Source organism: Ectothiorhodospiraceae bacterium BW-2 (assembly GCA_008375315.1).
Lineage (GTDB): Bacteria > Pseudomonadota > Gammaproteobacteria > Thiohalomonadales > Thiohalomonadaceae > BW-2.
This window is the reverse complement of record CP032507.1, coordinates 1,673,262-1,692,102: the sequence shown is the minus strand read 5'-3', so window position 1 is coordinate 1,692,102 and position 18,841 is coordinate 1,673,262. Positions and strand designations below refer to the sequence as shown.

The window sequence follows — 18,841 nt, the reverse complement described above, 5'->3', positions numbered from 1 at the left end:
TTCAAGGTATAATAGCGTCACTCTTTTTTCTTTAACCAACACAGAAGGTGACTCTGTTGTCTGCAACTGCTACTACACCATTTGATATCTCAACCTTTCAGGGATTAATTCTTGCCCTACAGGACTACTGGGCCAAACAGGGGTGCGTTATTCTACAACCGCTCGATCTGGAGGTCGGTGCCGGTACTTTTCATCCGGCAACCTTTCTGCGCTCCATCGGGCCAGAGCCATGGGCATCGGCCTATGTTCAGCCCTCTCGCCGACCGACCGATGGCCGCTATGGCGACAATCCTAACCGCCTACAGCACTACTATCAGTTTCAGGTGGTGATTAAACCTTCGCCACTCGATATTCAGCAGCTCTATCTTGACTCGCTGCGGCTGCTCGGTATCGATCCGCTCGATCACGATATTCGCTTTGTCGAGGATAACTGGGAATCCCCCACTCTCGGTGCCTGGGGACTAGGTTGGGAGGTCTGGCTTAACGGCATGGAGGTGACCCAATTTACCTATTTTCAACAGGTCGGTGGCCTCGACTGCCGTCCGGTAACCGGTGAGATCACCTACGGCTTAGAGCGTATTGCAATGTATCTACAAGGGGTCGAATCGGTTTACGATCTCACCTGGACCCACCATGGCCCTGCCGGTGCGGTGAGCTACGGCAATATCTACCACCAAAACGAGGTAGAGCAGTCACACTATAACTTCGATCACGCCAATGTCACTGAACTGCTGCGCCTGTTTGATCTCTATGAAGCTGAGTCGAACAGCCTCATCGCTGCCGAACTACCGCTACCCGCCTATGAGATGGTACTTAAAGCCTCTCATACCTTTAACCTACTCGACGCCCGCCACGCCATCTCGGTTACTGAGCGACAGCGCTATATTCTTAGAGTGCGCACCCTCTCTCGTCAGGTCGCTGAGAGCTACTACGCCGCCCGAGAGAGGCTCGGTTTCCCGATGTTATCCAAGATGGCCACTGCTAATACGAATGAGGTAAACCGCTAATATGAGCACGACAATGCCCCCCTCCCCACCCGATCTATTAATTGAGATCGGTACCGAAGAGCTACCCCCCAAAGCGCTAAACAGATTGAGTCGCGCCTTTAGCGACGCTATCGGCACCCAGTTAGAGCAGCTTCGACTCCCCTTTAAAGCGATTCATAGCTATGCCACTCCGCGCCGATTAGCTGTTATTGTCACTGCCGTTAGCGGCCAACAGCCAGATCAGAGCGTTGAGCGGCGCGGCCCCGCCCTAAAAGCGGCCTACGATAGTCAAGGTAAACCGACCAAAGCGCTACTCGGCTTTGCCCACTCCTGCGGCGTTCCTCCAGAGCAGTTAGAGCAGATTCAGACCCCCAAAGGGAGCTGGTTACTCTATCGCACTCAACAGCCAGGCCAATCGCTCGCACAACGACTCCCCCAAGTTATCGAACAGGCAGTTAACCTGCTACCGATCCCGAAACGGATGCGCTGGGGCGACTTAAAGGCCGAATTTGTCCGGCCGGTACACTGGCTAACCGTGCTCTATGGTGAAAAGATCATTCCGATAGAGCTACTAGCGCAACACTCTAATAGAGTTACCTTTGGCCACCGCTTTATGGCTCCTGCCGCCATTGAGCTAAACTCCAGCGCTGACTACCTCCCCTCGCTACAACACGCCTTTGTCGTTGCCGATTTTGAACAGCGCCGTGAACAGATCCGCCACCAGATTGAACAGGCCGCAACGACCGCTGGGGGCAGAGCAGTCATTGACCCCGATCTACTCGATGAAGTGACCGCCATGGTCGAGTGGCCTACCGCTGTTGTCGGTAGCTTTGATCCTGAGTTTCTGCGTATCCCCGCTGAGTGCCTTATCTCCGCGATGAAAGGGCACCAAAAATATTTTCATCTTATTGATGATAGGGGCAAGCTACTGGCGAAATTTATTACCATTAGCAATATTAGCAGCCGCCAACCACACCTAGTACAGCAGGGCAATGAGCGAGTGATTCGTCCTCGCCTCGCCGATGCCGCCTTCTTCTGGCAGCAAGATCAAAAGAGCACGCTCGATAGTCGCTATGAGGCACTCGACAGCATTATTTTTCAACAGCAGCTAGGCACTCTCAAAGCCAAATCAGAGCGACTACAACAACTAATGGCTCGACTCGCGACCGAACTCAAACTTCCTGTTAAAGAGGCGCAACAGGCGGCACGACTCTGTCAATGTGATCTACTTACCGATATGGTCGGCGAATTTCCTGAACTACAGGGAGTGATGGGTCGCCACTATGCCGTAGCCGAGGGAATCCCTACAACCGTTGCCGCAGCGATGAATGAGATCTATCTCCCGCGCCATGCCGGCGATACCCTACCGCAGGGGGAGTTAGGCACCGCCCTAGCGATAGCAGATCGCATCGATACTCTAGTAGGTATCTTCGCTATTGGTCAAAAACCGAGCGGGACTAAAGATCCCTTCGCCCTGCGGCGAGCCGCCTTAGCCCTGCTACGACTAACCATTGAACGACAACTACCGCTCAATATCTATACTCTGTTACAGCACGCCGCCACGCTCTACCAGCAACAGCTAGATGAACCAGTCATCGTTAGCCGCCTAGCCTCTAGCGAAGTCGTCACCGAGTGCTTTCACTATATTTTAGAGCGCTGTAACGGCTACTTTAGCGAACAGGGTATCGATAGCGCTATTACCGAGGCGGTCATTGCCCTCTCCCCACCTGAACCGCTCGATATTGCCCATCGTATTGAAGCGGTAAAGAGATTTCAGCAGCAACCCCAAGCCGCAGCCCTAGCCGCAGCCAATAAGCGCATTAGTAATATTCTGCGTAAAAACGGCCACGACCTTACCCATGAGAGCGCCCCCATTCATGCCGATCTGTTTCAGCACCCCGAAGAGCAACAGCTATGGCAACAGCTACAACAACTCGGACCAGTAGCAGAGCAACTGTTCCAACAGCGAGCCTATAGCGAGGGGTTAACACTGCTAGCAACTCTAAAAGAGGTCATCGATCCCTTCTTTGATCAAGTCATGGTGATGGCAGAGGATAGCGCTGTGCGCCAAAACCGCCTCACCCTACTCTCCTATATACAGCGACTCTTTAGTCAAGTCGCCGATATTGCAGCCCTACCCGCGGAGGTAAATTAAATGAATCAAGACTCATACCAAGCTATGCTCGCTACAGTGCAGGCGTTTCACGATAAACACGACTTTAAAGGCACTGGCGGTGAAGATCTCCCCTATCGCATGGCACTAATGGCAGAGGAGTTAGGCGAAATTGCCGCCTGTGTTACCAAAGGCAAGCCGATTGAGGAGCTAGCAGAAGAGAGTGCTGATCTACTGATTCTATTAATGGGTACCGCTATTTCCGCCGGTTTTGATCTAAACCAAGCCTTTTGGGAGAAGATGGAGAAGATTAATCAGCGCCAATCGCGTATGATTAATGGCCGAATTCGCGTCTCCGAATTTAAATAGCCCTCCCCCACCCGCTATACCGTAACCAATGTTTCATGTGGAACATTGGTTGCCGGTTAACCTCCCCCTCCCCCTAGCTCAAAGGAATCTCTGGTTTCACGTGAAACATCTCATTATTCTTGACCGCGACGGAGTGATTAATCTCGACTCCGATCACTACATCCGCAGCGTAGAGGAGTTTATCCCTCTCCCCGGCTCGCTAGAGGCAATCGCCAAACTGTACCAAGCCGGATATCAAATCGCTATCGCCACCAATCAATCAGGCATTGGCCGAGGCTACTATAGTATTGAGACTTTAGAAGCCATGCATCACAAACTAGCCCAACTGCTGCAACCACTAGGTGCCCAAATAGACTATATCGCCTACTGCCCCCACGCTCCCGAAGCTAAATGCCACTGCCGTAAACCAGAGATAGGTCTATTTGAACAGATAGCGGCCCACTTTCAACGCCAAAACTTAATTGGTATTCCAACGGTAGGAGATTCTCTGCGCGATATCGAAACCGGACGCAACATGGGCTGCCAAACCGCCTTGGTGCGTAGCGGTAAAGGAGAGCGTACAATAGCGAACTATAGCTTTCGCCTACAACAGTGGCAGATCCCTCTGTTTAGTGATCTGGCGGAGTATGTTAACCATCTTCTAAAAAATAGAGGTTTCACCTAAACTATGCTTGTCATTCGTTCACTGCTGTTCTATCTCGGCTTAGCTCTGTTTACCATCCCTTTTACCCTCTTAACCACCACACTCGGTTGGCTACTCCCCTTTTCACTACGACGACGGGTGTTAGGATGGTGGAGTATTTTTGCCCTCTTTTGGTTAAAGGTCACCTGTCAACTCAACTATAGAGTTATCGGTAGAGAGAATATCCCTACAGTGCAAAGCGCGATTATTTTAGCTAAACACCAATCGGCATGGGAGACCATTGCCATGCAGCAGATTCTCCCAACTCAGACTTGGGTCTTAAAACGCGAACTACTGTGGCTACCCTTCTTCGGATGGGGACTGGCCATGACCCGACCGGTTGCTATCAACCGAACTGAGGGCAAAAAGGCGTTAAAACAGGTGTTAGAACAGGGAGCGCAGCGATTGCAACAGGGGATTTGGCTGGTCGTTTTTCCAGAGGGGACTCGAACTGCCTACGGCAGTCGAGAGAGTCGCTATGCCATTGGGGGAGCGATGTTAGCCGCCAAAACCGGCACCACTGTCGTGCCGGTAGCCCACAATGCAGGCCAATTTTGGCCTAAAGATAGCTTTATTAAAAAACCCGGCACCATTACCCTCTCTATCGGCCCGCCGATTGTAGCTGACCAAAAAGCGGCTGCCATTAATCAACAGGCTCAAGAGTGGATTGAGGCGGAGTGCCTCAGGATAGGATAGCCTTATGACGCTCGCGAAATTATTGGGGGAGATCAAACAGCAACAGCTCGGCTCTCTCCCCTCCTCCCTGTAGCTGTAACCTCTCGCCGGCTGATAGCCTCGCCCCATCGCCTGCCGATAACGCCTCACCATTCACGATTAGCTCCCCCGAAGCGAGCTGAAGATAACCGACCCTATCGCTAGCGAATGAGTAGTCAAGCACCCGCTTAGGATCGAGTAGCGCCGCATAGAGCAGGGTGTCGCTATAGATAGTCACTGCTCCCTCCTCTCCCGTTGGAGAGGCCAGTAGCTGCCAACGATGGTTACGCCCCTCGTCCTCAAACCGTTTCTGCTCATATCCTGGCTCAATATTGCGCTGGTTTGGCAGTAGCCAAATCTGCAAGAGATGGGTCTCATCGGTGGTTGAAGGGTTATATTCGGAGTGGGTCACCCCCCTCCCCGCCGACATTCGTTGCACCTCACCCGGGTAGATGGTACTCCCATTACCCATACTATCTTTATGCTCTAAGCTACCGGAGAGCAGGTAGGTAACAATCTCCATATTCTGATGGCCATGAGTCGGAAACCCGCTCGCCGGCGCAATCACATCCTCATTCATGACCCGTAACAGAGAGTATCCCATCTGCATCTCATCGTAGTAATCACCAAAAGAGAAGCTGTGATAACTCTGTAACCAGCTATTTTCAAAATAACCCCGCTTAGCTGCTGCTCGTACTGTCACCATTTCACTCGACTCCAAAGTTAATTGATACAGGTAATATGGGCATCTTGATAGGATAGAGCAACCGCAGCGTAGCCCCTCCTATCACCCTCCCTATGCCCCCATACCCAATAGTGACTCCAATGTCTATTTTAGGGTAGAATGAGGTTGTATCGTGTTACAACGAAAGATACTGTTCCTGCCGTAGCCGCAATGAAATTAAGCAGGCAGAATTTGGTCAGTCAAACCTCAAACTTTATGTTTGTTAAAGGGTCTAAAATGAATGTAAAATCACACCTTTCCACTCTTCTTGCTACGGCAATGGAACAGTTTTCCATCTCTATTGATGATGCAACCTCATTTAAAGAGGCGACTAATCCGCGCTTCGGTGATTACCAAACAAACATTGCCCTAGTTCAAGCCAACAGACGAGGAGAGCCCCCACGCATCTTCGCCGAAGCAATTATCGATACTCTCAAGCCACTTGCCCCCGATATTTGTTTTGAAATAGCGGGCGCTGGCTTCATTAACGCTAAATTAACGGCTGCTTTCATTACCTCAACCCTCTCTTCTCTGTTGCACTCCCCCTCCTTAGGGGTTTCCCACCCTAGTAGTTCTGCGCCAATTGTTGTCGATTACTCCCATCCCAATCTCGCTAAGGAGATGCATGTTGGCCACCTACGCAGCACAATTATAGGTGATACGATTGTCAAAGTGCTCGAATTTACCGGCCACTCTGTCATCCGTCACAACCACATGGGTGACTGGGGCACGCAATTTGGGATGTTAATAGCCTATCTGGATGAGTGCGAGCAGTTCTCTGGTGAACGATCACTCGCTGATCTTGAAGGCTTCTATCGAGCCGCTAAGCGTCGCTTCGATGAAGACCCCGATTTTAAAACAAAAGCACGCGAATTTACCGTACGCCTGCAACAAGGGGATGGGAAGTGTCGTGATCTATGGCAGCGCTTTATCTCCACCTCTATTGAACACTGTGCAGAGATATACGATAAGCTTGATGTCTCGCTTCGTCGTGAAGATGTCGTTCCCGAGAGTTTCTATAATGACGATTTACCGCGTGTCATTGATGATCTACGGCATAAAGATCTGATCACAGAATCCGAAGGTGCCCTGTGTGTTTTCCTAGATGAGTTTAAGAACGACAACGATGAGGTGGTTCCCGTCATCGTGCAGAAATCGGATGGGGGCTTCCTCTACTCAACAACCGATCTTGCAGCTATTCGCTATAGAGCCAATGTTCTCAAGGCGCAACGAATAATATATGTGGTGGATTCTCGGCAGACACTACACCTACAGCAGGTCTTTGCAGTTGCCCGACATGCCGATTTTCTACCGCCCCAAACCTCCCTCGAACACATGCCCTTTGGCACCATGATGGGAAAAGATGGTAAACCGTTCAAGACTCGTCAAGGAGATACGGTAAAACTACTAGATCTACTCAACGAGGCCGAGCATCAGGCACTTAGTATTATCGAGGATAAAAATCCTGACTTAGAAGAGAGCGAGAAGAGAGCGCTTGCTCATACCATCGGTATTGGAGCCGTGAAGTATGCTGATCTCTCCAAAGCTCGAACCAATGACTATATTTTTGACCTTCAATCGATGCTCTCACTCGAAGGCAATACCGCTCCCTACCTACAGTATGCCTATACCCGTATAGTAAGCATCTTTCGCAAAATAGATTACAACCCGTCTGATGCCGATTTGAGTGCCGATTACTCTTTTCAACATCCTAATGAGCGCACCCTTGCCGTCTCCCTGACTCGCTTCTCCGAAACGGTTGAAGCCGTAGCGCATACAGGTATGCCCCATCTGCTCTGTAACTACCTCTACTCCCTTGCAAAACATTTTATGTCTTTTTACGAAAGTTGTCCTATCAGTACAGAGGCGGATCAGTCTGTGCGCGAGGCTAGATTGGCACTATGCCACGGCTCTTCTCAAACGCTTAAAGTTGGCCTCTCACTTCTTGGGATCGCAGTCGTTGAACGAATGTAGCAGCTAGACTTGGTACTAAATATCGAGATTACTCACATAGAGCGCATTTGATTCAATAAATTCTCGCCGTGGCTCGACATCATCCCCCATCAGAGTGGTAAATATCTCATCAGCGGCAACAGCATCCTCAATGCGAACTTGCAACATCCGGCGACTATTTGGATCCATCGTCGTCTCCCATAACTGGTCAGGATTCATCTCACCTAACCCTTTATAGCGTTGTACATGCTGTCCCCGCTTCGCCTCCTGCAACAGAAACTCTATGACCTCATTAAAGTGTGTTACCGACCAACTCTTGTCACCACGACGAAGAGTTGCCCCCTCTTCGAGCAAGTTGTCAATTTTCTCACCAAACTCGGCAACCTGGTCATACTCTGTGGTGGCAAAAAATTCACCACTAAACTGATAGCGATTCAAGCGACCATGATAATCTTCGCTCACTGTGACCCGCTCAACTCTCCCCTCCTCTCCCTGCTCAACATCGAGTCTCATATAGTGGCGACAGAGATCGAGCTGACGGTTCTGTAACAGCTCGGTAAACCATAGCTTAGCCTCCGTTGCAAAGCGCTCGCGGGTTAAGCGCGGTTGATCGACCATTGCCGCGACTAGCAGCGGATGGTAGCGCCGAGCAATGCGGCGTATGACACTCTGTAGCTGCTGGTGCTCTAGTGCCAGCGTCTCTAGGGCACTGCTCTTTATCGGCGGCACCTCAGCACCGGTCTGTAGCTCTGCTCCCTCTAGGGCGCTCTGTAGCAGATGGCGCGATAGCTCCATATCGTCTTTAACATAGCGCTCCTGTTTGCCCTTTTTCACTTTATAGAGCGGGGGTTGAGCGATATAGACATAGCCATTCTCAATTAACTGCGGTAGCTGACGATAGAAGAAGGTCAGCAGCAGGGTGCGAATATGGGAGCCATCGACATCGGCATCGGTCATAATGATAATTCGATGGTAGCGCAGCTTGGCAATATCAAACTCCTCCCGGCCGATCCCACAACCGAGGGCAGTAATGAGAGTGCCGACCTCTTGCGAGGAGAGCATTTTGTCAAAACGCGCCTTCTCCACATTTAAAATTTTACCTCTAAGGGGCAAAATGGCCTGATTTTTACGATCACGCCCCTGCTTAGCCGATCCACCCGCCGAATCACCCTCCACTAGATAGAGTTCAGAGTAAGCCGGATCACGCTCCTGACAGTCGGCTAATTTACCCGGCAGCCCCGCGATATCGAGCGCTCCCTTGCGCCGAGTCATATCACGCGCCTTACGAGCCGCCTCTCTCGCCCGAGCAGCATCGACAATTTTATGACTAATAATTTTCGCTACCGGCGGATTTTCGAGCAGATACTCCTGTAGCCGCTCAGCAACTAGCGACTCCACGACCCCCTTGACCTCAGAGGAGACCAGTTTATCTTTAGTTTGGGAGGAGAATTTAGGATCGGGCACCTTAACCGATAGCACGGCGGTTAACCCCTCGCGGGCATCATCGCCGGTAGTATTTACTTTCGATTTTTTCGCTACCCCCTCACTCTCAATATAGTGGTTCAGCGTTCGGGTTAGCGCCGTTCTTAGACCAGCTAGATGGGTTCCCCCATCTCGTTGGGGAATGTTATTGGTAAAACAGAAGATATTTTCATGGTAGATATCACTCCACTGCATCGCCACCTCAACGCTCATCCCATCCCGCTCCCCGATAAAATAGATGACATCCTCATGCAGCGGCGTCTTTTTACGATTGAGGTGTTGCACAAAGGCACTTATTCCCCCTTTATACTCAAAGATATCGTGTTTCCCCTCCACCCGCTCATCAACTAACTCAATCCGTACCCCAGAGTTGAGAAATGAGAGCTCCCGAATCCGTTTCGCGAGCAGATCGTAGTGAAATTCAGTCTGGGTAAAGATCGTCCTGCTCGGCAAAAAACGAATCATCGTACCACTCTCAGTCGTCGTACCGGTGACCGATAGCGGCGCTTGCGGCACCCCCATCCTATAGTGCTGCTGATACACTTCTCCGTTACGATAGATAGTTAAATCAAGCTCTTCTGATAGCGCATTCACTACCGACACCCCGACACCATGCAGCCCACCGGAGACCTTATAGGAGTTGTCGTCAAATTTGCCTCCGGCGTGGAGTACTGTCAAAATCACCTCTGCTGCTGAGACCCCCTCCTCAGCATGGATATCGACCGGAATGCCGCGACCATTATCCGATACGCTAACCGAACCATCGGCATGAATAGTCACCTTAATCGCACTACAGTAACCGGCTAGCGCCTCGTCAATCGAGTTATCGACCACCTCAAACACCATGTGGTGCAGACCGGTACCATCATCGGTATCGCCAATATACATCCCAGGGCGCTTACGCACCGCATCTAATCCTTTGAGCACTTTAATACTAGAGGAGTTGTAACTGGAGGGGGTAATATCGGTCATCATTCTGCTTCCGGATTGTTTTAAGGTTAAAAAAAGCGTTAACTAGTTAGCCAATTATACCACTTCCACCTCACTAACAGTGCCCTGTTGCACATGAAAGAGTTTCTCGCCTCGCTGAGGCTGTAGTAGCTGCCGCGCTAGCTCGCTATCGGTCATCGTCATAAATATCTGCAAACCACTTAGCCGTAGCTGTTGCAGCAGCCACTCCCCATTATCGCGATCTAACTCGGCAAAGAGATCATCCACCAGCACGATCGGTTGAGCCCCAATCCTCTCTATCATTAAGCCGAGCTGAGCTAATAGCAGCAGAATATTGAGCCGTTTCTTCTCTCCCCTAGAGCAGTACTCACTTACCGAACGCCACTCTTGTCGTGCGGGGGTCGCTGCTGCTGCTGTTGCTAGCACCGTTCGCAACTTAAAATCGGCACGATGGGGGCCATGAGAGCTAAAGCCTCGCAACAGATCGTGCTGCTGCTGCTGCTGCATTATCTCCAGTAACTCTCTCCCTGCTGGCCAACCACGCTGATACTCCAACTCTACCCCCTCCCCCCTCAGAGTTGCCACAGCTGCGGGTAACTCAAGCTCGATATGATTAACTATCTTACGACACTGTTGCAAAACCTGCTCAAGGACTTGCTGCTGCAACAGAGCAATCTGCTCCCCCTTTTCGGCTAAAAGAGTCTCCCAAACAGCATCATGAAACCGAAGTTGGTGAGTATCTCTCTGCTTCAAAAGCTGATTTCGTTGGCGCAGAGCCCGGCGGTAATCGCTATAGAGCTGCTGATATCCAGAATGGAGATAAAACAGTAACCAATCCATAAACCGGCGCCGCAACTCCGGTGGCCCATCGATCAACTGCAGCGTTTCAGGGGCAATCAGCAGATGAGGAAAATGTTGAGCTAAAGTCGAGCTACGATAGATAAACTGCTGATTTAGCTTGATTTGTAATCGATAGTGCTGTACCGGATCGACCCTCACCGCCAGCCGCTGCTGCCGCCCCTGCCTAGACTCCTTCAACTCAGCTCGGCTAATTAATGGCTGTTGTTGCGGCTGCTGTACTAGATGGCGTAACTGTCGCGTAAGATGGCTACGACCACTGGTTAACAGTTCGATACTCTCTAATAGCGTCGATTTACCACTACCGTTCGCGCCGACAATCAGATTGAGTGTCGCTGCCGGAGTGAGGCTAAACTCCTTCAGCGAACGAAAGTGGCAGCCATAGAGAGAGGAGATCTGCGCCACCGACTCTCAATGCCCAACGCTATATCTGCATCGGCATAATGGCATATTTAAGCTGGGTATTATCTTTAGGAGTAATTAACGAAGTACTCTCACTATCAGGAAACATAAACAGCACATCGCCACTTCCAATCACATTCAAAATCTCAATTAGATAGGAGATATTAAAACCGATCTCAAACGGCTGTTCAGAATTAAACTCAACACCCATATCCTCCTGCGCCTCCTCCTGCTCCATATTATTAATCGTGAGCGAGAGCTGGTTATCACTAAGGGTAAAACGGATACCGCGATACTTCTCATTAGAGAGTACCGAGGCACGAATGAGTGAATTACGCAGCTTTTCAGAGTTCACCACCATATAGAGGGAGCTATCACTCTCCTTAGGGATGACATCAGCGTAGTCAGGATAGCGACTATCGATCAATCCTGATGTAAAGATACTTGCACCGAAGTAGAGCGAAAACGATTTATCACTCAACTCTAGCGTCACCTGCTGCTCACTCCCCTCCTCTAGCAGCCGAAACAGCTCGGCTACCGATTTGCGCGGAATAATAATTTGCCGATCGAGCAGCGTATCGGTCGGGTTACTATTCTCAATCGAATAGACCGCTAACCGATGGCCATCGGTAGCGACCGCATGAATCTGTCGGGCATTAAATTCAAGCATCAACCCATTAAGATAGCTACGGACATCTTGGGTCGCCATACAGAATTGAGTCTTAGCTAGCAGATTTCTAACATCAGACTCTTTAAGAGTTAACCGCAATGAAGTCGTATCACTATCCTGAGCCATTTCGGCAGTGCTCTTCATAGCTGGAAAATTTTCACCACTCAGATGGGTCAGTGTGTAACGACTTCTTCCTGAACGAATGATTGTACGACTCTCACCAATATCAAACTTAACATCAGAGTTATCATCTAAATTACGGCAGATATCAGTTAATTTTCTCGAAGGAAGAGTAAAAGAGGCTACCTCACCAACAAGCGGCTTAAACTCACTGATTGAGGTCTGAATCTGCACATCAAGATCTGTACCGATTAATATCAGCTTCTCCCCCTCAACTTTGAGTAGCATGTGGGTTAAAGCGGGCTGTTTCGGATTACGGGGGATCACCCCATTGACCATGAGTAGCGCCGGTAATAGCCGCTCTTTAGAAATTGTAAATTGCATGATTCTATCCTATTAACAAGTTATTCAAAAGTTATCTACACCCTTATCCACACTATCCACAGGCTATTATTAATAATATTGTTTATATATATCTAATACCTATTGTTATTATTAGGGCTGTTGATATGTTGATAAGTCAATTTTTTTGTTTAAATTCATTTAGTTAGTTTAACCATCGCTGTGTATTATTACTCGCTTATGAGTGTGGATAGGGTGGGATAAGATCGGGATAAGTTCACTATCCCCATCGCTTCACATCTTATCCACAGTTAAGTCGTTAATTTACTCAACAGATTGTGGTAATCCTCCTCAATGGTTGGATCTTCTAGGCGTAATTTATGGATCTGTTTGCAAGCATGCATGACGGTCGTGTGATCTCGGTCACCGAAGAGCCGCCCGAGCTCGGGCAGGCTGTGACGGGTTAGCTCCTTAGCTAGCGCCATAGCTACCTGTCTTGGACGAGCAACGGAGCGGGTACGGTTTTTAGAGAGAATATCGGCGACACGAATTTGGTAGTAGCCCGCGACCACCCGCTGAATGTTATCTACGGTGACCTGTTTAGCCGCGATCGCTAGCTGATCCCGTAGCGCCTCCCGTGCATACTCTAGGGCGATACTCTTTCCCCTAAACTGAGCATTAGCGTTAACGCGGCTTAGAGCCCCCTCTAGATCACGCACATTCGAGCGCACATTTTCAGCGATAAAGAAGGCAACATCATCGGGCAGCAGCGAGCCGAGCCGCTCCGCTTTGCGCTTTAAGATGGCAACCCGAGTCTCAAGATCGGGCGGTTCAATACAGATAGTCAGCCCCCAACTAAAACGCGATTTGAGCCGATCATCGATCTTCTCCACCCCCTGTGGCAGCGTATCACAGGTGAGCACAATCTGCTTTTGCCCCTCTAGCAGCGTATTAAAAGTGTGGAAAAACTCCTCTTGGGAGCCCTCTTTGCCGGCAAAGAACTGAATATCGTCAATGAGCAGCGCATCAAGGGTGCGGTAGTAGCGCTTGAACTCTTCAATTTTACCGTGGTGGTAGCCGTTGACCATATCGTGGACAAACTTCTCTGAAAAGAGCGCTACGACTCGGCTGTTCGGGTTATCTTTTTTAATCGCATTACCGATGGCGTGCATCAGGTGGGTTTTGCCCAGTCCGGTTTTACCGTAGATAAACAGCGGGTTATAGGCGGTTCCCGGATTAGAGGCGACCTGAAGCGCCGCCGCACGCGCGAGCTGGTTCGATTTACCCTCGACAAACTGTTCAAAGGTATAGTTGTCGTTTAAGTTACTTTTAAAGTTGCTTTTGGCGACTTGCGGAGTGGCTTCACTCTCCGCAGGCTGAGCACTCCTTGGTTTAGGCAGGGGCAACTCCTCCTGTAGCGGCGCTTTTTTGAGGCTACCGACGCTGATCTGTAGCTTCAGCTCCTCTGAGTGGCTCTGTAGGCATTGGTGTATTTGGGCGGCATAGACCTTCTGCACCTGCTCCCGAATGATATCGTTAGGGGCGTACAGGCAGAAGAGAGTCTGCTTTAGTTCGACTTGGAGGGGGTTGAGGTAGAGGTTAAAGTCGCTACCGCTACAGAGCGATTTGAGCCGCTGCAGACAGCTTTGCCATATCTCGTCCGCTTCTATTTGCATAGGGTGATCTGCTCTCCTAGTCAGTGGGGCGTTATCAGGGGGGAGGGGCGTCAGTTTACCCCGCTTCTCCCGACTTATCCACAGCTTTATGCAGAAACTTATCCCGATTTTACCGCCCTCATTGGGCAAACAGTTGATCTTGGCCATATCCATGCGGGGGGTTTATTGTTAAAATGTTCCGCACTGGCCAACTCTGGAGTCGCCATGACTATTGCTGTAACTGATCGTATTGAAGTCAAAAATACTACCTGCTATATGTGTGCCTGTCGCTGCGGCATTCGAGTGACGCTGCGCGATGGCGAGGTGCGTTATATTCAGGGAAATCCCGAACACCCACTAAATCAGGGGGTGATCTGCGCTAAGGGGGCATCGGGGATTATGAAACAGTACTCCCCTGCTCGCCTAACCCGCCCCCTAAAGCGTAAACCCGGTAGTGAGCGAGGCAAGGGTGACTTTGAACCGATTAGCTGGGAGGAGGCGTTCGGTATGCTGGAGGAGCGGTTAGGCCATATTCGCGCCACCGATCCTAAACGGCTAGCGCTTTTTACCGGTCGTGATCAGATGCAGGCGCTGACCGGTATGTTTGCTAAAAATTTTGGCACCCCTAACTATGCCGCCCACGGCGGCTTCTGCTCGGTCAATATGGCCGCTGGGATGATCTACACCCTCGGTGGCTCATTTTGGGAGTTCGGTGGACCAGATTTAGAGCGGGCGAAGCTATTTATCATGATAGGCACCGCCGAAGATCACCACTCTAACCCGATGAAGATTGCGCTAGCACAGTTTAAGCGCAATGGGGGTCGCTTTATCTCCATCAATCCAATTCGAACCGGCTACTCGGCCATTGCCGATGAGTGGGTGCCGATTAAGCCGGGGAGCGATGGAGCACTGCTGCTAGCGCTCTGCCATCTCCTCCTAAAAACAGGTCTCTATGATCGCGACTTTTTGATCAACTACACCAACGCCGCCGAACTGGTCAATATGGATAGCGCTAGCCCCGAGTATGGGATGTTTATTCGTACCGAAATACCCGAAGAGGAGGGCTGTTTTGATCCGCAAAATAAGCTCTGGTGGGATAGAGAGCTCGATCAACCGATTTCGACCCATACTCCCGGCAGCGATCCCTACCTTTTAGGCGAGTTTCAGCTCGATGACGGCACGAGAGTAAAACCGAGCTTTGCCCTGCTAAGTGAGCGGCTAGAGCAGTACACCCCCGAGTGGGCCGAGACGATAACCGGCATACCGGCGGCGACGATCACCCGTCTAGCGCACGAGATGGGGATTACCGCTCGCGATAAGCGGATCGAGCTACCGATCGCCTGGACCGATGTCTGGGGTAACGATCACGATCGCATCTATGGTAATCCGGTGGCGTTTCACGCGATGCGGGGGCTAGCGGCCCACTCTAACGGCTTTCATACCATTCGGGCGCTATCGATATTGATGACCATGCTCGGTACGATCGATAGACCAGGTGGCTTTCGTCATAAAGCGCCCTTTCCACGGCCTATTCCCCCCTGTCCTAAAACCCCGACCTCCCCTGAGGATGTGCAGCCTAATACCCCATTGAACGGGATGCCGCTAGGGTGGCCGGCCGATCCTGATGATCTCTTTGTCGATGAGCAAGGGGAGCCGGTGCGAATCGATAAAGCCTTCTCATGGGAGTACCCCCTCTCGGTGCACGGTCTGATGCACAATGTCATCACCAACGCTTGGCGCGGCGATCCCTACCCTATTGATACTCTGTTTCTGTTTATGGCCAATATGGCTTGGAACTCGACCATGAATACCGATAAGGTACGGCAGATGTTGAACGATAAGGGGGAGGATGGCGAATATAAGATCCCCTTCATTGTCGTTGCCGACGCTTTTCAATCAGAGACTGTCGCCTTTGCCGATCTAGTCCTGCCCGATACTAGCTATCTGGAACGACACGATGCGATGTCGATGCTCGATAGGCCGATTTCAGAGTTTGATGGCCCGGTCGATTCGGTACGAATTCCAGTGCTCCCCCCGAGCGGTGAGTGTAAACCGTTTCAGGAGGTGCTGATCGAGCTAGGGAGTCGCTTAAAGCTACCTATCTTTGTCGATGAGAGTGGTGAGCGTAAATATCGCAACTACCCCGACTTTGTGACCCGTTTTGAGACCGCTCCTGGCTCCGGTATCGGCTTTTTAGCAGGCTGGCGCGGTAGTGGGGGGCAGAAGTCGCTTAAAGGGGAGCCGAATCCGTCACAGTGGCAGATGTATGAAAAGAATAACTGTGTGTTTCACTACCACCTGCCGCGCTCCTATCAATATATGCGTAACTGGAATCAGGGCTATCTACAGTGGGCACAGGCGCATGGTATGACCCGCTATGCCGAGCCGATTAATATCCATATCTACTCTGAGGTACTACAGAAGTTTCGCCTCGCAGCGCAGGGTAAGACCTTTGGGCGCCAGCCACCAGAGCGGCTACGAGCACGGGTGGAGCGCTACTTTGATCCGCTGCCGTTCTACTACGAGACGCTAGAGTCGCAGCTAACCGATCAAGCCGCCTATCCGCTTAATGCCGTGACCCAGCGCCCGATGGCGATGTACCACTCGTGGGATTCACAAAATGCGTGGTTACGACAGATCCACACCTATAACTACCTCTACCTCCATCCTAAAACGGCTCGCAGCCGCGGCATTGAAGAGGGTGGCTGGATGTGGGTTGAATCGATGCATGGCAAAGTACGCTGTCTGGCTCGCTACTCTGAAGCGGTTGAGCCAGGGACAGTATGGACTTGGAACGCCATTGGCAAGGCGAGTGGTGCTTGGAATCTCGACCCAAATGCCAATGAGAGTCGGCAGGGATTTTTGCTTAACCATGTGATTTCAGAAGAGCTACCGCCCGGATATGACGGCGAACACCTATCGAATTCCGATCCGGTGACCGGTCAGGCAGGGTGGTATGACGTACGGGTGCAGATCTATGCTGCCGATGGTCGGGAGCCGTCGCTAACGGCCCCCCGTTATGAGACGATGCCAAAACTACCGGGAACCGGCAGACGACGGAGTTGGCTTAACTATGTCGCCGGACTATTTGGTAAGGAGGGGTAGAGATGGCACAACTGGCGCTAGTGATTGATCTCAATGTCTGTGTCGGCTGTCACGCCTGTGTCACCTCCTGCAAGGAGTGGAACACCTCCGGCGAGGCGGGGCCGCTGCTCGATGATAGCCCTTATGGCCATAACCCGACTGGCACCTTTTTTAATCGGGTACAGACCTTTGAGGTAGGGGAGTTTCCGCTGACCGAGACTATCCACTTTCCGAAAAGCTGTCTCCACTGTGAAGACCCCCCCTGTGTGCCGGTCTGTCCGACGGGTGCGAGCTATAAAAGGGCCGAAGATGGTATTGTACTGGTCGATTACGATAAGTGTATCGGCTGTAAATATTGCTCTTGGGCCTGCCCCTACGGCGCTAGGGAGCTGGATGAGAAGCAGCAGGTGATGAAAAAGTGCACCCTCTGCGTCGATAGACTCTACGATAACTCACTCCCCGAGAGCGAACGGCGTCCGGCCTGTGTACTCGCCTGCCCAACCAGTGCCCGTATTTTTGGCGATGTTCATGACCCCTACTCCGAGGCCTCAACCGCAATTCGTGAGCGCGGTGGGTACCCCCTAATGCCGGAGTGGGGCACCCAGCCGGCGAACCACTATCTGCCTAGGCGCAGAACTGAACTCCATATCCATGCGGATGAGCTAGTTAGATCGGATAATCCGCTACGAAAAGAGGATATTCGCAAGGGGCCGACTAAAGAGGCCAATCTCGACGACTGGATGTTCTGAGCAAGGAGAACTAACCATGCATCCCGCCTTTTCTGTCATCTTTTTAACTACCCTGATAGGTCTTGGACAGGGTCTCTTTTTAGCCCTCTATACCGGCGAGAGCTACGCTGCGGTCAATCTCATTCCTGAGCAGCGCCACCAATTTTTTGCCGTGGGTGGCGCGATTTCGCTGCTGCTGCTTATTGCCGGACTCATCGCCTCCTTTTTCCATTTAGGCCATCCAGAGCGGGCGTGGCGAGCCGTATCGCAGTGGCGCACCTCCTGGCTATCGCGGGAGGTCATTATTCTGCCGCTGGTGATGGGGCTGGTGGCGCTCTACACGCTGATTCACTATCTGGAGTGGAATCCGGTAGTGCTAGGGCGAGAGCTGGGTAACCAAATTAGCCTAATTTTGGGGGCAATCACCTCAGCGGCGATATTTCTACTCTTTATCGCCACCGCTATGATCTACGCTAGTATCCGCTTTTTACGGGAGTGGGCTACCCCGTTAACGGTGATTAACTTTACCCTACTCGGTACCGCCTCTGGGTTTATGCTGGCCACTAGCTATGCGACTAACTATGCCCAGGATTTAGTCTATTTCTACGGCTACTTTGCGATGTTAATAACCACCATCGCGTGGATTGCCCGCTTTGCCTCGCTGTTTCGTAACGCTCGCTTAAAGCCAAAATCGACCCTACAGAGCGCCATCGGTGTGCGCCATAGCCAAATTCAGCAAAAAGCGATGGGGATGATGGGCGGCTGCTATAATACTCGCGAATATTTTCATGGCGTGAAAGGGGGGGTGGTCAAGAGAATTAAGTGGCTGATGATGATATTAACCTTCCTCTTGCCGCTACTGCTGCTGTGGCTAGGGATGCAGCTAGGGCAGTCGAATCTAATGACCGCCGCTGTTATGGTGCAGTATCTTGGGCTACTCTTTGAGCGTTGGCTCTTCTTTGCCCAAGCGAACCATCCGCAAAATATCTACTATCAGACGATTTAAAT

The 18,841-nt window shown here is 51.1% G+C and carries 14 protein-coding genes; 9 read left to right on the top strand and 5 right to left on the bottom strand.

From position 1 onward, the window contains the following. The first annotated feature begins 86 nt into the window (after positions 1 to 86). Genes glyQ through D5085_08060 form a run of 5 tightly spaced genes read left to right on the top strand, consistent with a single transcriptional unit; the run spans position 87 to position 4,846 of the window. Positions 87 to 1,007, top strand: coding sequence for a glycine--tRNA ligase subunit alpha (gene glyQ, locus D5085_08080; GenBank protein QEP45101.1), 921 nt, complete (start codon positions 87 to 89; stop codon positions 1,005 to 1,007). A 1-nt stretch (position 1,008) separates the two neighbouring features. Beyond that, complete coding sequence (locus D5085_08075; GenBank protein QEP43074.1) at positions 1,009 to 3,141, top strand: glycine--tRNA ligase subunit beta; 2,133 nt, start codon at positions 1,009 to 1,011, stop codon at positions 3,139 to 3,141. Continuing rightward, on the top strand, positions 3,142 to 3,468 hold the full coding sequence (locus D5085_08070) for a pyrophosphatase (protein ID QEP43073.1): 327 nt from the start codon (positions 3,142 to 3,144) through the stop codon (positions 3,466 to 3,468). It abuts the gene before it with no gap. A gap of 28 nt (positions 3,469 to 3,496) precedes the next feature. Next, entirely contained in the window at positions 3,497 to 4,132 is a 636-nt protein-coding gene (locus tag D5085_08065; protein QEP43072.1) for a D-glycero-beta-D-manno-heptose 1,7-bisphosphate 7-phosphatase, read from the top strand. A 3-nt stretch (positions 4,133 to 4,135) separates the two neighbouring features. Then, complete coding sequence (locus tag D5085_08060) at positions 4,136 to 4,846, top strand: 1-acyl-sn-glycerol-3-phosphate acyltransferase (GenBank protein QEP43071.1); 711 nt, start codon at positions 4,136 to 4,138, stop codon at positions 4,844 to 4,846. Positions 4,847 to 4,865: 19 nt separating this feature from the next. On the opposite strand, the gene D5085_08055 is transcribed toward D5085_08060, so the two are convergent. Further along, positions 4,866 to 5,570 carry a pirin family protein gene (locus D5085_08055; protein ID QEP43070.1) on the bottom strand — a complete coding sequence of 235 codons (705 nt, stop codon included), beginning with the start codon at positions 5,568 to 5,570 and terminating at the stop codon, positions 4,866 to 4,868. A gap of 255 nt (positions 5,571 to 5,825) precedes the next feature. Here D5085_08055 and D5085_08050 point away from each other — a divergent pair, with 255 nt between their 5' ends. Further along, positions 5,826 to 7,562 carry an arginine--tRNA ligase gene (locus D5085_08050; protein ID QEP45100.1) on the top strand — a complete coding sequence of 579 codons (1,737 nt, stop codon included), beginning with the start codon at positions 5,826 to 5,828 and terminating at the stop codon, positions 7,560 to 7,562. A gap of 15 nt (positions 7,563 to 7,577) precedes the next feature. Here the strand turns inward: D5085_08050 and gyrB are convergent, their stop codons facing one another. From gyrB to dnaA, 4 genes are all read right to left on the bottom strand, one after another. Continuing rightward, positions 7,578 to 9,995: a DNA topoisomerase (ATP-hydrolyzing) subunit B gene (gene gyrB / locus D5085_08045; GenBank protein QEP43069.1), complete on the bottom strand. Its 2,418-nt coding sequence runs from the start codon at positions 9,993 to 9,995 to the stop codon at positions 7,578 to 7,580. A gap of 54 nt (positions 9,996 to 10,049) precedes the next feature. Then, positions 10,050 to 11,237 carry a DNA replication and repair protein RecF gene (gene recF / locus D5085_08040; protein ID QEP43068.1) on the bottom strand — a complete coding sequence of 396 codons (1,188 nt, stop codon included), beginning with the start codon at positions 11,235 to 11,237 and terminating at the stop codon, positions 10,050 to 10,052. 19 nt (positions 11,238 to 11,256) lie between these two features. Then, on the bottom strand, positions 11,257 to 12,408 hold the full coding sequence (locus D5085_08035; protein ID QEP43067.1) for a DNA polymerase III subunit beta: 1,152 nt from the start codon (positions 12,406 to 12,408) through the stop codon (positions 11,257 to 11,259). Positions 12,409 to 12,677: 269 nt separating this feature from the next. Next, positions 12,678 to 14,042, bottom strand: coding sequence for a chromosomal replication initiator protein DnaA (gene dnaA / locus D5085_08030; protein ID QEP43066.1), 1,365 nt, complete (start codon positions 14,040 to 14,042; stop codon positions 12,678 to 12,680). Between the two features lie 204 nt (positions 14,043 to 14,246). Here dnaA and D5085_08025 point away from each other — a divergent pair, with 204 nt between their 5' ends. From D5085_08025 to D5085_08015, 3 genes are read left to right on the top strand one after another with little or no spacing between them, the layout of a single operon-like run. Further along, positions 14,247 to 17,126, top strand: coding sequence for a formate dehydrogenase (locus tag D5085_08025; GenBank protein ID QEP43065.1), 2,880 nt, complete (start codon positions 14,247 to 14,249; stop codon positions 17,124 to 17,126). 2 nt (positions 17,127 to 17,128) lie between these two features. Continuing rightward, on the top strand, positions 17,129 to 17,854 hold the full coding sequence (locus tag D5085_08020) for a 4Fe-4S dicluster domain-containing protein (GenBank protein QEP43064.1): 726 nt from the start codon (positions 17,129 to 17,131) through the stop codon (positions 17,852 to 17,854). A gap of 16 nt (positions 17,855 to 17,870) precedes the next feature. Continuing rightward, complete coding sequence (locus D5085_08015; protein QEP43063.1) at positions 17,871 to 18,839, top strand: DMSO reductase; 969 nt, start codon at positions 17,871 to 17,873, stop codon at positions 18,837 to 18,839. The last annotated feature ends 2 nt before the right edge of the window (positions 18,840 to 18,841 follow it).

Excerpts from the sequence above, each read along its gene's own strand:
- dnaA (QEP43066.1), bottom strand. The coding sequence starts at position 14,042 with ATGCAAATAGAAGCGGACGAGATATGGCAAAGCTGTCTGCAGCGGCTC.
- D5085_08035 (QEP43067.1), bottom strand. The coding sequence starts at position 12,408 with ATGCAATTTACAATTTCTAAAGAGCGGCTATTACCGGCGCTACTCATG.
- gyrB (QEP43069.1), bottom strand. The coding sequence starts at position 9,995 with ATGACCGATATTACCCCCTCCAGTTACAACTCCTCTAGTATTAAAGTG.
- D5085_08070 (QEP43073.1), top strand. The coding sequence starts at position 3,142 with ATGAATCAAGACTCATACCAAGCTATGCTCGCTACAGTGCAGGCGTTT.
- D5085_08055 (QEP43070.1), bottom strand. The coding sequence starts at position 5,570 with ATGGTGACAGTACGAGCAGCAGCTAAGCGGGGTTATTTTGAAAATAGC.
- D5085_08025 (QEP43065.1), top strand. The coding sequence starts at position 14,247 with ATGACTATTGCTGTAACTGATCGTATTGAAGTCAAAAATACTACCTGC.
- D5085_08015 (QEP43063.1), top strand. The coding sequence starts at position 17,871 with ATGCATCCCGCCTTTTCTGTCATCTTTTTAACTACCCTGATAGGTCTT.
- D5085_08050 (QEP45100.1), top strand. The coding sequence starts at position 5,826 with ATGAATGTAAAATCACACCTTTCCACTCTTCTTGCTACGGCAATGGAA.
- D5085_08020 (QEP43064.1), top strand. The coding sequence starts at position 17,129 with ATGGCACAACTGGCGCTAGTGATTGATCTCAATGTCTGTGTCGGCTGT.
- D5085_08060 (QEP43071.1), top strand. The coding sequence starts at position 4,136 with ATGCTTGTCATTCGTTCACTGCTGTTCTATCTCGGCTTAGCTCTGTTT.
- D5085_08065 (QEP43072.1), top strand. The coding sequence starts at position 3,497 with ATGTTTCATGTGGAACATTGGTTGCCGGTTAACCTCCCCCTCCCCCTA.
- D5085_08075 (QEP43074.1), top strand. The coding sequence starts at position 1,009 with ATGAGCACGACAATGCCCCCCTCCCCACCCGATCTATTAATTGAGATC.